Here is a 14,279-nt window from a genome sequence, read left to right as displayed (position 1 = left end):
GTGGCGGACGGCGTCAGGCTCAAGGTCGTGCGCGCCGCCGTCGGCAAGGTGGTGGCTCCCGCGTCTCGGGAGGCCGGAACAGAGCTCGCGGCAGCCGATGCCGACGAGCCGGAGGAGAAGCAATCTGATGGCACGCAGTAGCGCCCGCCCGGGTCGCACCGTCACGGTGTTCTTCATCGGGCTGGCGGTCGCCTATGGCCTGGTCGCCCTGATCGGCACGTGGAAGCCCGCCTTGGGACTCGACCTCCAAGGCGGCACCCAGATCACCTTGATCGCCAACGGCAGCGTCAAGAAGGACGAGCTCAACCAGGCCGCGAGCATCATCGACGACCGTGTGAACGCCTCGGGTGTCTCCGAGGCCACGGTGACCACCCAGGGCAGTGACGAGATCGTCGTGCAGGTGCCGGGCTCGAACAAGAACAGCCTGGTCCAGACCGTGATCCGGCAGGCGCGGCTGCGCTTCCGGCTGGTCGCCGAGGTCCCCCAGTCCGGCACGACGACGACGCCGTCGACCACCCCTGAGCCCTCGCCCGGGATCGGGGTCACGCTGCCGCCGAAGCCGCACAAGTCGGGTACCCCGAAGAGCGGCTCGACGAAGCAGCCGAGCAGCAGCTCCACCGGGAAGAACCGCCCCCCGGCCCTCCTCGGGCAGGACAAGCAGAAGCCCAAGAAGGGCAAGGCCACCAAGGGACCCACGTCGTCGAGCAACCCGTCGTCCGCGGCCTCGACGGGGCCCGCCGGGACGGCTCCCACCTCGACGTCGCAGCTGACCTACACGGCGGCGAACAAGAAGTCCTTCTCCGATCCGCTGACCTGGATGACCAGCCCCGACCCGCAGTCGCTGGCCGTCTACAACGCCTACAGCTGCGCATCGAAGGCCCCCGTCGTCGACAACGCGACCATCCCGATCGTGACCTGCGACGACCAGGGCCAGAAGTACCTCCTCTCGCCGGCGGTGATCGAGGGCACCGAGATCAAGTCGGCATCCGCGACCGCGCCGGGCAGCCAGCAGGGTCAGGTCGACTGGGAGGTGGCGCTGAGCCTCAAGAGCCACGGCGCCGACGTGCAGCGCGAGCTCTCCCAGCAGATGCAGGGCAACCAGAGCGAGCTGGTGGCGATCGTCCTGGACGGCAAGGTCGTCACCGCGACGTACTTCAAGCAGGTGATCCCCGACGGCACCTCGACGATCCAGGGCAACTTCAAGGAGTCCACGGCCAAGAGCCTGGCGACGAGCCTGAAGTACGGCGCGCTCCCGATCAGCTTCGACCAGACCAAGACGACCATCGAGGTGATCGGTCCCTCGCTGGCCGGTGACCAGCTCTCGGCCGGCATCACCGCCGGTGTCGCGGGGCTGATCCTGGTGATGCTCTACTGCCTCTTCTACTACCGCGGCCTGGGGCTGGTGGTCATCTCCTCGCTGATCGTCGCCGGAGCCACGACGTACGCGATGGTCCTCCTGCTGGCCAAGGGCGCCGGGTTCACCCTGACCCTGCCCGGCATCGCGGGCCTGATCGTGGCCGTGGGCATCACCGCCGACTCCTTCATCGTGTTCTTCGAGCGAATACGCGACGAGATGAGATCGGGCAAGTCGATGCGAGTCGCCGTCGAGGCGGGCTGGATCCGCGCCCGGGCGACCTGTGTGGCGGCCGACGCGGTGTCCATCCTGGCCGCCGTCGTCCTCTATCTCTTCGCGGCCGGTGTCGTGAAGGGCTTCGCCTTCGCCCTCGGTCTCTCGACCGTGATCGACCTCGCGGTCTTCTTCTGGTTCACCAAGCCGATGGTCTCGTGGCTGGCCCGGTTCGACTTCTTCAACAAGGGCCACAAGCTCTCGGGCCTGGATGCCGAGAACCTCGGGCTCGATCGGCTCCCGGCCGGAGGGAGGGCCTGATGAGCAAGTTCAGCAGGCTCGGCAACGACCTCTACAGCGGCCGGAAGTCCGTCGACTTCGTCGGCAAGACGCGGATCTGGTACGCCGTCTCCGGGCTGATCATCATCGCCGCGGTGCTCGGTCTCTACTTCCGTGGCCTGAACTTCGGCCTCGAGTTCCGCGGGGGCGCGCAGTTCACCGTCTCCGTGCCGACCAGCGAGGTGACCCAGGCCAACGCCGACAAGCTGCGCGACGACGTCTCGGCGACCGGGATCGCCTCGGCCCAGCAGGTCGTGGTCACCACCGCCGGCAAGAACAGCATCATCGTCGAGACCGAGCCCGTCACGCCCACCGAGAGCAACCAGATCGAGGTGGCGATCGAGAAGTCGGTCGGGGTCACCCACGGCGACATCTCCACCGACGAGATCGGGCCGAGCTGGGGCAAGGAAGTCGCGAAGCGATCGGCGATCGGACTCGTGGTCTTCCTGGTCCTGGTCGTGTTCTTGATCTGGGGCTACTTCCGGCAATGGAAGATGTCGGTCGCGGCGATGGTGGCGCTGGCCCACGACCTGGTGATCACGGTGGGCATCTATGCCCTGTCGGGGTTCGAGGTCACGCCGGCCACGGTCACCGGCGTGCTGACCATTCTCGGCTTCTCGCTCTACGACACCGTCGTCGTCTTCGACAAGGTCCGCGAGAACACCAAGAACCTCAGGGCCTCGCGGATGACCTACCCCGAGGCTGCCAACCTCGCGGTCAACCAGACCCTGGTCCGCTCGATCAACACCTCGATCGTGGCGCTCATCCCGGTCGGGGCGATCCTGTACGTCGGCGCGGTGCAGCTCGGCTCGGGCGATCTCAAGGACCTCTCCTTGGCGCTGTTCGTCGGCATGGCCGCGGGTGCGTACTCCTCGATCTTCATCGCGACGCCTCTGCTGGCGCACATGAAGTCGAGCGAGGCCGCCAACGCGGAGCTGGAGAAGCGGATCAGGACCCGACGCGCCCATGACGTCGACCGCTACGCCCAGGTGCCGTCGTACGCCGACGACCTGCCGATCGCGGCCGACCCGGACGTCGTACCTCCCAGTGACGCGCGGGCGGAGCCCGCGGCGCGGCCGACGGGTGGCAACCGCCCTCAGCCGAGCAGCGACGCCACCGGGCGGGGACGCGTCGTACCCCAGTCTCGTGGACCCGTGCGGCCCAGCTCGTCGAGCGGCCGGGTGCAGCCGACCCGGCAGGCGAAGTCCAAGCGCGGCAAGAAGTGACCGAGCCCGGCGCGAGCAGCCGGGGCGGCCGGGCCGGCAGTGCCGCCGAGGCGCTGCGCCGGCTGGTGGTCGACGTCGCGGACTTCCCCGAGCCGGGGGTCCTGTTCAAGGACATCACGCCGGTGCTGGCCGATCCCGAGGCCTTCGGGAGCGTCGTCGAGGCACTAGCGGACGCCGGGCGCGACGCCGACGGCCGGGTCGTGGTCGACCACGTGGTCGGGATGGAGGCTCGCGGGTTCATCCTGGCGGCCCCGGTCGCTCTCGCGCTGGGCGCGGGCATGGTGCCCGTGCGCAAGGCCGGCAAGCTGCCCCGTGCGACGTACGCCGAGTCCTACTCCCTGGAGTACGCCGAGGCGACGCTGGAGATCCACCAGGACGCCCTGAGGCCCGGCGACCGGGTGCTCCTGGTCGACGACGTGCTCGCCACCGGCGGCACGATGGCGGCCACGCGCACGCTCGTCGAGCGCAGCGGCGCGGTGGCCCACGCGGTGGCGGTGCTGATGGACCTGAGCTTCCTGCCGGGTCGCGCCGCGGTCGGCGACCTGCCGCTGACCAGCCTGATGACGGTGAGGGGCACCTAGACTCGATCCATGACGACCGATGGCAGCATCCCGGTGGCGCAGGAGCGCGCCGCCGATGCTGCGCCGCTCGCGCGTGAGCGTGGCGGAGAGCGGGCCGACCGGCTCTCCTCGCGGGTGCCCTCGCCCCGCGGGGTGCGCAACCGCCTGGCCCGGATGGGCGGAGGCCGCAACCAGAACGAGCGTCCCGAGCTCGAGCCGTTGTTCCGCTCGATCCGGGCCAACCATCCCAAGGCCGACCTCGCGCTGATCGAGCGTGCGTACCGCACCGCCGAGCACCTGCACGGAACCCAGATGCGCAAGAGCGGCGACCGCTACATCACCCACCCGCTCGCGGTGACCACGATCCTGGCCGACATCGGCATGACCGAGCCGACGCTGGTCGCGGCCCTGCTGCACGACACGGTCGAGGACACGGCGTACACCCTCGAAGAGCTGCGGGCCGACTTCGGCGACGAGGTCGCCCAGCTCGTCGACGGGGTGACCAAGCTGGACAAGGTCCAGTACGGCGAGACCGCCCAGGCCGAGACCATCCGCAAGATGATCGTGGCGATGGCTCGCGACATCCGGGTGCTGGTCATCAAGCTGGCCGACCGCCTGCACAACATGCGCACGGTCCGCTACGTCAAGCAGTCCACGCAGGAGCGGCAGGCCACCGAGTCTCTCGACGTGTATGCCCCGCTGGCCCACCGGCTCGGCATGAACACCATCAAGTGGGAGCTGGAGGACCTCGCGTTCGCGACGTTGCACCCCAAGATCTACGACGAGATCGTGCGGATGGTGGCCGAGCGGGCGCCATCACGCGACCAGTTCCTCGCCCAGGTCAAGGAGCAGGTCCAGGTGGACCTGAAGGAGGCCAAGGTCAAGGCCACGGTCACCGGCCGGCCCAAGCACTACTACTCGATCTACCAGAAGATGATCGTGGGTGGCCGCGAGTTCAGCGACATCTACGACCTGGTGGCGCTGCGCATCCTCGTCGAGGACGACCGCGACTGCTACTCCGCGCTCGGCGTCCTGCACGCGCGCTGGACACCGGTGCTCGGGCGCTTCAAGGACTACGTCGCCACCCCGAAGTTCAACATGTACCAGTCGCTGCACACCACGGTGATCGGTCCCCACGGCAAGCCGGTCGAGATGCAGATCCGCACCCAGGCGATGCACCGCCGCGCGGAGTACGGCGTGGCGGCGCACTGGAAGTACAAGGAGAACGGCCGCGCCGGCATCGACACCGAGCGCCTCGGCGACCTCGAGGACATGAACTGGGTGCGGCAGCTTCTCGACTGGCAGAGCGAGGTCGAGGACCCCGGCGAGTTCTTGGAGTCGCTGCGCTTCGAGATCAACCGCGCCGAGGTCTACGTCTTCACGCCGCGGGGCGACGTGATCGCGCTCCCGGTCGGGGCCACGCCGGTCGACTTCGCCTACGCCGTCCACACCGAGGTCGGCCACCGCACGATCGGTGCGCGGGTGAACGGCCGGCTGGTGCCGCTGGAGTCGACGTTGGACAACTCCGACGTCGTGGAGATCTTCACCTCCAAGGCGCCGACGGCCGCGCCCTCGCGCGACTGGCTGGGCTTCGTGAAGTCGCAGCGGGCGCGCTCCAAGATCAAGCAGTGGTTCACCAAGGAACGGCGCGAGGAGGCCATCGAGCGCGGCAAGGACCAGATCGCCAAGCTGATGCGCAAGGAGGGACAGTCCCTCAAGCGGGTGCTCTCCCACGAGTCGCTGACCCAGGCCGCCGTGCACTTCCGGCTCGCGGACGTCTCGGCGCTCTACGCGGCGGTGGGCGAGGGGAACCTCAGCGCCCAGGCCGTCGTACGCCGGGTGATCGAGCTGCACGGCGGCGAGGCCGGAGCGCAGGAGGACCTCGCCGAGGCCGTCAGCATCACCGGCTCGCGGGCCCGGTCCAAGGTCTCGGCCCCGGGTGAGTCCGGGGTCATCGTCAAGGGCGTGCCCGACGTGTGGGTCAAGCTGGCGCGCTGCTGCACACCGGTCCCCCCCGACGCGATCCTGGGGTTCGTGACGAAGGGCGGTGGCGTCTCGGTGCACCGGCGTGACTGCACCAATGCCGCCGAGCTGGAGCGCCAGCCCGAGCGGCTGCTCGACGTCGAATGGGCTCCGAACGTCCACTCGACGTTCCTGGTGAACATCCAGGTGGAGGCGATCGACCGAGCCCGGCTCCTGTCCGACATCACGATGGCGCTCTCAGACGCCCACGTGAACATCCTCAGCGCGACCCTGTCCACGACCCGCGACCGCGTCGCGAAGAGCCGCTTCACCTTCGAGATGGCCGAGGCCAAGCACCTCGACACCGTCCTGCGCGCCGTTCGTGGCGTCCCCGGCGTCTTCGACGCCTACCGCGTCACCCAATGACCCCCTTCGCGATAGTACGGATCACCAGACTCGTCATCCACGCCAGTAGACCAGCAGATTGATCCGTACTATCGCTCGTGCCGGAGCCGCCGTTCGTCCACAGCGGCAGCGCGGGTGAGCGCTTCCGCCGTGCTGTGGAGTACGGCGCCCGATCTGCCCCCCGCGCCCCCAGGCTCTGGGCATGGTCGGCGAATGGTCCGCGTCCTGCGAGCCCCCGCGAGGGCTCGTAAGACCTGTGCCCGTCGACCCCACTGGCCGTCGTGGTCCGACTCGCAACCAGGCCACCGGCCCACACTGGCGCCGTACGTCGCGCGGGCTCTATGTTCCGACCTCGCTCACTGTCGCGGTCGTCGAGCAGCGGATCGTCGAGCAGGAGGCTCGGCTCGGGCGCTACGGCGCGGTCACCGGGTGGGCGGCGCTGCGATGGCGAGGTGCGTCGTACTTCGAGGGGTGGTCACCTTCTGACGGCGTTCTTCCGGTACCCCTGGCGGTCGGGAAGGAGTGCCTGCGACCGGATCCCGGGTTTGTCGGGCTACGTCGTCAGGTGCCGTTGTGGGAGTGGGGGCTGCATCGGGGTCTGCGCTGCGTGACGTGGGAGCGTGCTCTCTTCGACGAGATCATCCGGCTGGGAGATCCGCGGGCCGGTGCCGTGGCCGTTGACATGTGCGCGGCGGCGGGGCTCGGATCTGTCGAGGACTTCTGGGCCTTTCTCGACGTCGTACGCCCTCGCAACGGTGTCGTCCTGGCCAGGGAGGCGGCGATGCTGGCCTGTGGCTCGCACTGGTCACCCCCGGAGGCGTGGATGTGCCAGTGCTGGTGCCTCGACGCCGGCCTGCCCAAGCCTCTGGGGAACGTCCCGGTCTTCGATCTCCACGGCGACCTTCTCGGCATTCCCGATCTCTTCGATCCGGTGGCCGGCGTCGTGGGGGAGTACCAAGGAGCGATCCACCGAGACGGGGACCGACATCGCCTCGACGTGGAGCGTGCCGAGCGTTTCCGCGGTCACGGCTTGGAGTACTTCGAGGTCGTGGCCGGGCAGCTCCGCGACGTCAGGACGGCGTACCGAATGCGCTCCGTCCGCTCGCGGGCGGCGTTCCTCGATCCGGCCGAGCGCGCATGGACCCTCGAGGCCCCTGCCTGGTGGCTCGACAGACACCGCAACCGTGCATCCTGAGGCACGTCGCTGCGATAGTACGGATCAGAAGGCTGGTTCCTGGACGTCCTCCACCAGCGTGGTGATCCGTACTATCGCTCCGGGTCAGGAGTAGTCGGCGGAGGCGCGTTCGGCCATCTCGAGGAAGGCGCGCCGGGACGTGAGGTTCTCCTCGAGCTCGGTCACCTTCTTCTGGTCGCCGGCCGCCCGCGCCTTCCCCAGGTCGGCCTCGACCTTGTCGATCGCCTCGTGAAGCTTGGAGACCATGTCGTCGGCCCGGGCGGACTTCTCCGGGTCGGTGCGGCGCCACTTCTCCTCCTCGATGCCGCGGATCGACTGCTCGACGGCACGCATCCGGTCCTCGAGGGGACGGATCTTCTCGCGCGGCACCTTCCCGATGGCGTCCCAGCGCTCCGCGATCTCGCGGATCGCCTGCTTGGCGGCCGCCATGTCGGTGACCGGCACGAGCGCCTCGGCCTCGACCAGCAGCTTCTCCTTGGCCTCGGCGTTCGCGGCGAACTCGCTGTCCTGGGCGGCCATCGCGGCGTCGCGGGCGCCGAAGAACGTGTCCTGGGCCGTCCGGAACCGCCTCCACAGCCCGTCCTCGACCTCGCGCGGGGCCGGACCGGCGGCCTTCCACAGTCGCATCAGGTCGCGGTAGGCGCCGGACGTCGGGCCCCACTCGCGCGAGGAGGCCAGCGACTCGGCGTCCTTGACGAGGCGCTGCTTGGCCACGCGCGCCTCCTCCCGCTTCTCGCTCTGCTCGGCGAAGTGCGTCTTGCGACGCCGGGTGTACGACGTGCGCGCGCTCGAGAAGCGCCGCCACAGCTGGTCGTCCGCGCCGCGGTCGATGCGCGGGAGCGCCTTCCACTCGTCGAGCAGCTGCCGGAGCCGGTTGGCGCCGTTGCGCCAGTCGTTGCCCTCGGCGAGCTTCTCGGCCTCCGCGACCAGCCGCTCCTTCTCGGTCTTGGCGGCCGCGGACTTCTCGGCGCGCTCGGCACGGCGGGCCTGGCGCTGCTGCGAGATGACGGGCAGCAGCGAGTCGAGGCGCCCGAGCAGTCCGGTGAGGTCCCCGACGGCGTTCGCCTCGGCCACCTGGGCACGAAGGGCGCGCACGTTCTCGGCCGCCTCGTCGGGCGAAAGCACGGCGGCGGTCACCCGCTGCTCGATCAGGTGCACGGTGCCCGCCAGCTCGTCGTACCGCTTGGCGAAGAACGCGATGGCCTCGTCGGGTGACCCTTCGGGGTACTGCCCGACGGACCGCTCGCCCTCGGGGGTGCGCACGTAGACGGTCCCGTCCTCGGCGACGCGTCCCCACTCACTCGTCGTCACTGATGTCCTCTTCGGTCCGTCCTCGTCAACCTGCAAGCGCCCATGCTAAGGCGTGCCGATCGTGCTGATTGCTCGTGGGCGCACCGATTCCATCATGCCCACGGGCCGTGGATAGTCTGCCGGGGTGCTGATCGCCGGGTTCCCAGCAGGGTCGTGGGCCGCGAACTGCTACGTCGTGGCGACCGGGCCGGGCACCGAGTGCCTCGTGGTAGACCCCGGCCAGGACGCCGCCGTGGGAGTCGCCGACATCGTCGCCGAGCACCGCCTCAAGCCGGTGGCAGTGCTGCTCACGCACGGTCACGTCGACCACATGTGGTCGGTCACACCCGTGTCGGGCGCCTACGACGCGACGGCCTGGATCCACCCCGCCGACCGACACCTGCTCGCCGATCCGATGGCCGGCCTCTCGCGCGAGAGCGCGGCGATGCTGCTGGGCGGGCGCTACGAGTTCGCCGAGCCGGACGACGTCGCCGAGCTGGACGACGGGCAGCGGCTGGAGCTGGCCGGGCTCGAGGTGTTCGTCGACCACACGCCGGGCCACACGCAAGGCTCGGTGACCTTCCGCGCGCCGTACGACGATGACGGGGCCTCGGCGGTCATGTTCTCCGGCGACCTGCTGTTCGAGGGCTCGATCGGGCGCACCGACCTGCCCGGGGGCGACCACGCGACCATGCTCCACACGCTGCGCGCGAAGGTCCTCACCCTGCCCGACGACGTCGCCGTGCTGCCCGGCCACGGCGGCCAGACCTCGATCGGCCGCGAGCGTGCCACCAACCCGTTCCTGCGCCAGCTGACCGACGGCGAGTCGGCCGGCCACGTGACCCGAGGACTCTGACCCATGGCCAGACCGACGCCGCTGAGCGGCTACCCCGAGCTCCTGCCCGCCGCGCGCGCGGTCGAGCGCGAGGTCATCTCCTCGCTGTCGCACACCTTCGAGCTGCACGGCTTCGCCAACATCGAGACCCGCGTGGCCGAGCCGCTGGACCGGCTCGCCAAAGGTGGCGAGATCGACAAGGAGATCTACGTCCTGCGCCGTCTCCAGGCCGCGGGGGATCCCGAGTCCGAGGGCGACACCGGCGGGGACGGGAGCTCGGATCGCCGGCTGGGTCTGCACTTCGACCTGACGGTGCCCTTCGCCCGCTACGTCCTGGAGCACGCCGGGAGCCTGGAGTTCCCGTTCCGGCGCTACCAGATCCAGCCGTGCTGGCGAGGCGAGCGCCCGCAGGAGGGCCGCTACCGCCAGTTCACCCAGGCCGACATCGACATCGTCGGCAAGGACGAGCTCCCCTTCCACCATGACGTCGAGGTGATGCGGGTGATGGTGCAGGCGCTGGACGCCCTCCCGCTGCCGCCGCTGTCGTTCCAGGTGAACAACCGCAAGCTGATCCAGGGCTTCTACCAGGGGCTCGGGATCCCCGACGTGACCGCGGCCATCCGACAGATCGACAAGCTGGACAAGCTTCCGGAGGACGCCGTCGCCGAGCTCCTGGTCCGGCACGCGGGGGCCTCGGACGACCAGGCCAGGCGCTGTCTGGAGCTGGCCACGATCCGTGTCTCGGACCGGTCGCTGCTCGAGCGGGTGCGGTCCCTCGGGGTGGACGACGACCTGCTCGACCGCGGGTTGGACGAGCTCATGTCGGTGCTCGACGGCTGCGCGGACGTCGTCGGGGAGCGCGTGTCGGTGGAGGCCAACCTCCGGATCGCGCGCGGACTCGACTACTACACCGGCACCGTGGTCGAGATCTACATGCAGGGCTACGAGCGCCTGAAGGCCGTCGGCGGAGGAGGGCGGTACGACGCGCTGGCCGACGACGGCCGGACGACGTACCCCGGCGTGGGCATCTCCTTCGGCCTGTCGCGCACGCTGGTGCCGCTGCTCTCCGAGGGTGTCCTGCGGGGGAGCAGGGCGGTCCCCAGCGCCGTCCTCGTAGCGCTCGCCGACGAGGAGAGCCGGCCCACCAGCGACCGGGTCGCCGCGGCACTGCGTGCCCGGGACATCTCCTGCGAGGTGGTCGCGAGCCCTCAGAAGTACGGTCGCCAGATCCGGTACGCCGAGCGCCGGGGCATCCCCTTCGTCTGGTTCCCCGCCACCGAGCCGGGCGGCTCCGACCAGGTCAAGGACATCCGCTCCGGTGACCAGGTCGACGCCGACGCCGCGAGCTGGGTCCCCCCGGACGACGACGCGAGGGCCACGATCGTGGTCTCGGCGAGCTCGACCGACGAGAGGCAGACGCAGTGATCCGCACCCACGACGCCGGGACCCTGAGCGCCGCCGACGAGGGGACGCAGGTGACGCTGGCCGGGTGGGTCGGCCGCCGCCGCGACCACGGCGGCGTCGCGTTCATCGACCTCCGCGAGGCCAGCGGCGTCGCGCAGGTCGTGATCCGCGACGAGGCGGTGGCCCACAGCCTGCGCAGCGAGTACTGCCTGGCCGTCACCGGCATCGTGCAGCGGCGACCCGAGGGCAACGCCAACCCCGCCATCGCCTCCGGCGAGATCGAGGTGATCGCCGACCGCGTCGAGGTGCTGAGCCCCAGCGCCGCGCTGCCCTTCCCGATCGATGACGCCGGCTCGCAGAAGGGCGGGGACGTCGGCGAGGAGGCGCGGCTGCGCCACCGCTACCTCGACCTGCGCCGGTCCGGACCGGCGGCCGCGATCCGGCTGCGCAGCAGGGTCAACAAGGCCGCCCGCGACGTCCTGGACACCCACGGGTTCGTCGAGGTCGAGACGCCGACCCTCACCCGGTCCACGCCCGAGGGGGCGCGCGACTTCCTCGTCCCCGCACGGCTCCAGCCCGGCAGCTGGTACGCCTTGCCGCAGAGCCCGCAGCTGTTCAAGCAGCTGCTCATGGTGGCCGGCATGGAGCGCTACTACCAGATCGCGCGGTGCTACCGCGACGAGGACTTCCGAGCCGACCGGCAGCCCGAGTTCACCCAGCTGGACATCGAGATGAGCTTCGTCGACCAGGACGACGTGCTGGCCGTCGCCGAGGAGGTCCTGGTTGCCCTCTGGCGGCTGATCGGCCACGAGGTGACCGTGCCGCTCCCGCGGATGACCTACGCCGAGGCGATGGCGAGGTTCGGGAGTGACAAGCCCGACCTGCGGATGGGGCTCGAGCTCGTCGACTGCACGGCGTACTTCTCCGACACCGACTTCCGGGTTTTCCAGGCGCCGTATGTCGGTGCGGTCGTGATGCCCGGCGGAGCCGACCAGCCGCGCCGGCAGTTCGACGCCTGGCAGGAGTGGGCCAAGCAGCGCGGAGCGCGCGGTCTGGCCTACGTCACCGTCGGCGAGGACGGCGAGCTGGGTGGCCCGGTCGCCAAGAACCTCGGTGACGCGGAGCGAGCCGGTCTCGCCGCCCACACCGGAGCCGTCCCCGGTGACTGCGTGTTCTTCGCCGCCGGAGCGGTCAAGGCGAGCCGGGCGCTGCTCGGCGCGGCGCGCCTGGAGATCGGCCGGCGTGGCGGGCTCATCGACGAGGACGCCTGGAGCTTCTTGTGGGTGGTCGACGCTCCGCTCTTCGAGCCTGCGGACGACGCCACCGCAGCCGGCGACGTGGCGGTCGGAAGCGGTGCCTGGACCGCCGTGCACCACGCGTTCACGTCGCCCCAGGACCTCGCGACCTTCGACCAGGATCCCGCTGACGCCCTGGCCTGGGCCTACGACATCGTCTGCAACGGCAACGAGATCGGCGGCGGCTCGATCCGTATCCACCGCAGCGACATCCAGAAGCGCGTGTTCGCTGTCATGGGGCTCGCCGAGGAGGAGGCGCAGGAGAAGTTCGGCTTCCTGCTCGAGGCCTTCGCGTACGGCGCGCCGCCGCACGGCGGGATCGCCTTCGGCTGGGACCGGATCGTGGCTCTCCTCTCGCGGTCGGAGTCGATCCGCGACGTCATCGCGTTCCCGAAGTCCGGCGGAGGTTACGACCCGCTCACCGGAGCACCTGCGCCCATCACGGCCGAGCAGCGCCGCGAAGCCGGCGTCGACGCTCCCTTGGAACGGTCCAAGTCCCGAGACTGAATCGTTACCTCGTGCGGCGTAGAAATCACTTGACGGTCATCTAGAGTCCACACCGGTCCAGATGCCGTGACCTGCCTCACCCGGCTGCGAGCGCGCTGGGCTGCGGCCACGGACGAACTTCTTGGCACGAGAGGACGAGCATGGCATGAGTGTCACCGAGCTAGCCGAAGCCACCCCCGTAGGCTCGGCCGAGGCACCCGAAGGCCAAAAGCTCGCAGGCCGGTCCCCGACGCAGATCGCGCTCGCGAGACTGCGCAAGGACAAGGTGGCCGTCGTCTGCTCGGCCATCGTCGTGCTGCTCGTGCTGGGCGCCGTCCTGGCGCCGGTCATCTCCAAGATCCTGCACATCTTCCCGACCACCGCGACGATCCCGTACCAGCCGTACAACATGCTGTCGTTCTACGCCGACCAGCTCCCGATCCACGGCCCGCCGAACCACGGCTTCTGGGCCGCTCACCCGCTCGGGATCGCGCCGGGCACGGCCGTGGACAACCTGTCGGCCTTGCTCTACGGACTTCGCACCGACCTGCTGATCGCCACCACGGCCACCGTGGTCAGCACGGTGATCGGCGTGGTGCTCGGTCTGATGGCCGGCTTCTCGCGCGGCTGGCTCGACCGGATCATCATGTTCGTCACGGACCTGTTCCTCTCCTTCCCGTTCCTGCTGGGCGCCCTGGCGATGGCGCCGATCCTGACCGAGCGCTTCGGTCAGGGTGCCAACTCCTCGGGCCGGCTGGCACATGCGCAGCTGATCGCCCTGATGCTGATCCTGTCGTTCTTCTACTGGATGCCGCTGACTCGACTCATCCGCGGCCAGGTGCTCTCCCTGCGCGAGCGCGAGTTCGTCCAGGCCGCCCTGGTGATGGGTGTCCCGACCCGCCGCATCCTGTTCAAGGAGCTGCTGCCCAACCTGGTGGCCCCGATCGTCGTCGCGACCTCGCTGACCCTGCCCGGGCTGATCACCGCCGAGGCGGGACTCTCCTACCTCGGCATCGGCGTCACCGAGACGCCGTCCCTGGGACAGATCATCTTCCTGGCCCAGAACTACTGGCAGACCTATCCGCTCTACCTGTGGGCGCCCGTCCTCACGATCTGCGTGCTGGTGGTGACCCTCAACCTCGTCGGCGACTCGATCCGAGACGCCTTCGACCCACGAACTCGCCGGTGATCTCTTCATCGGGAGAAGGAAAGAACCACGGAAAGGGTGGGCTATGCGGTTCAAATCACCGTTGATCGCCATCTCCGCGGTCGGCGTCCTAGCTCTGAGCGCCTGTGGCGGCTCAGGGTCATCGAACGCCGGCTCGTCGGATCAGGAATCACAGAACGCCAATATCGGTAACACCGGTAACGGCCAGTGCGCGACCTGTACGGGACCGATCACGATCGCCGGGGCGCAGAAGGGCGGCACCGTCACGGTGCTCACCCTGACGGGTCTGACGACGACCATGGATCCCAGCGAGATCTACTACACCGACACCTCGTCGATCTTCAGCGGCCTGATCGGTCGCTCGCTGACCCAGTACAAGTACGACCCCAAGACCAAGAACATGATCCTGGTCCCCGACCTGGCCACCAACCTGGGTACCCACAACGACAGCTACACGCAGTGGAAGTTCACGATCCGCTCGGGTGTGAAGTGGGCCGAGAACGGCCAGCCCGTCACCGCCAAGGACGTCGCCTTCGGGATGACGCGG

The 14,279-nt window shown here is 69.5% G+C and carries 11 protein-coding genes; 10 read left to right on the top strand and 1 reads right to left on the bottom strand.

The features are described from left to right. Positions 1-127: 127 nt before the first annotated feature. The 5 genes from secD (at position 128) to VHW64_RS18875 (ending at position 7,254) form a co-directional block, all read left to right on the top strand. Positions 128-1,888, top strand: coding sequence for a protein translocase subunit SecD (gene secD / locus VHW64_RS18895; RefSeq protein ID WP_329652129.1), 1,761 nt, complete (start codon positions 128-130; stop codon positions 1,886-1,888). Next, positions 1,888-3,132 (top strand): protein translocase subunit SecF, encoded by a 1,245-nt coding sequence (gene secF, locus VHW64_RS18890; protein ID WP_329652128.1) that lies wholly within the window; start codon positions 1,888-1,890, stop codon positions 3,130-3,132. Before secD ends, secF begins: the two co-directional genes overlap by 1 nt. After that, positions 3,129-3,713, top strand: a complete 585-nt coding sequence (locus VHW64_RS18885) for an adenine phosphoribosyltransferase (RefSeq protein ID WP_414690539.1) — start codon at positions 3,129-3,131, stop codon at positions 3,711-3,713. Before secF ends, VHW64_RS18885 begins: the two co-directional genes overlap by 4 nt. Positions 3,714-3,722: 9 nt before the next feature. After that, positions 3,723-6,080, top strand: a complete 2,358-nt coding sequence (locus VHW64_RS18880) for a RelA/SpoT family protein (RefSeq protein WP_414690538.1) — start codon at positions 3,723-3,725, stop codon at positions 6,078-6,080. Between the two features lie 235 nt (positions 6,081-6,315). Beyond that, positions 6,316-7,254 carry a hypothetical protein gene (locus VHW64_RS18875; RefSeq protein WP_329652127.1) on the top strand — a complete coding sequence of 313 codons (939 nt, stop codon included), beginning with the start codon at positions 6,316-6,318 and terminating at the stop codon, positions 7,252-7,254. A gap of 84 nt (positions 7,255-7,338) precedes the next feature. Here VHW64_RS18875 and VHW64_RS18870 read toward each other — a convergent pair whose 3' ends face one another. Continuing rightward, on the bottom strand, positions 7,339-8,565 hold the full coding sequence (locus VHW64_RS18870; protein WP_329652126.1) for a DUF349 domain-containing protein: 1,227 nt from the start codon (positions 8,563-8,565) through the stop codon (positions 7,339-7,341). Positions 8,566-8,689: 124 nt separating this feature from the next. Between VHW64_RS18870 and VHW64_RS18865 the strand changes: the two genes are divergently transcribed. The 5 genes from VHW64_RS18865 to VHW64_RS18845 form a co-directional block, all read left to right on the top strand. Then, the gene (locus VHW64_RS18865) at positions 8,690-9,400 is read left to right on the top strand and encodes an MBL fold metallo-hydrolase (RefSeq protein ID WP_329652125.1); all 711 of its coding nucleotides are present in this window, start codon (positions 8,690-8,692) and stop codon (positions 9,398-9,400) included. Between the two features lie 3 nt (positions 9,401-9,403). Beyond that, entirely contained in the window at positions 9,404-10,804 is a 1,401-nt protein-coding gene (gene hisS / locus VHW64_RS18860; protein ID WP_329652124.1) for a histidine--tRNA ligase, read from the top strand. After that, the gene (gene aspS / locus VHW64_RS18855; protein ID WP_329652123.1) at positions 10,801-12,585 is read left to right on the top strand and encodes an aspartate--tRNA ligase; all 1,785 of its coding nucleotides are present in this window, start codon (positions 10,801-10,803) and stop codon (positions 12,583-12,585) included. The genes hisS and aspS overlap by 4 nt, the downstream gene beginning before the upstream one ends. 145 nt (positions 12,586-12,730) lie before the next feature. Next, a complete protein-coding gene (locus tag VHW64_RS18850; RefSeq protein WP_329652122.1) occupies positions 12,731-13,753 on the top strand; it encodes an ABC transporter permease in 1,023 nt (340 codons plus the stop codon). Between the two features lie 277 nt (positions 13,754-14,030). Beyond that, positions 14,031-14,279 (top strand): ABC transporter substrate-binding protein (locus VHW64_RS18845; RefSeq protein WP_329652121.1); only part of this gene is annotated, 249 nt, incomplete at its 3' end.

It is taken from the genome of Nocardioides sp. (assembly GCF_036267815.1).
Classification (GTDB): domain Bacteria; phylum Actinomycetota; class Actinomycetes; order Propionibacteriales; family Nocardioidaceae; genus Nocardioides.
Note: the sequence above shows the minus strand (reverse complement) of the source record. Positions and strands in the feature narration are given on the sequence as shown.

Bases quoted from the DNA above. Each gene is read 5' to 3' on its own strand.
- secF (WP_329652128.1), top strand. From the start codon at position 1,888: ATGAGCAAGTTCAGCAGGCTCGGCAACGACCTCTACAGCGGCCGGAAG.
- hisS (WP_329652124.1), top strand. From the start codon at position 9,404: ATGGCCAGACCGACGCCGCTGAGCGGCTACCCCGAGCTCCTGCCCGCC.
- VHW64_RS18880 (WP_414690538.1), top strand. From the start codon at position 3,723: ATGACGACCGATGGCAGCATCCCGGTGGCGCAGGAGCGCGCCGCCGAT.
- VHW64_RS18850 (WP_329652122.1), top strand. From the start codon at position 12,731: ATGAGTGTCACCGAGCTAGCCGAAGCCACCCCCGTAGGCTCGGCCGAG.
- secD (WP_329652129.1), top strand. From the start codon at position 128: ATGGCACGCAGTAGCGCCCGCCCGGGTCGCACCGTCACGGTGTTCTTC.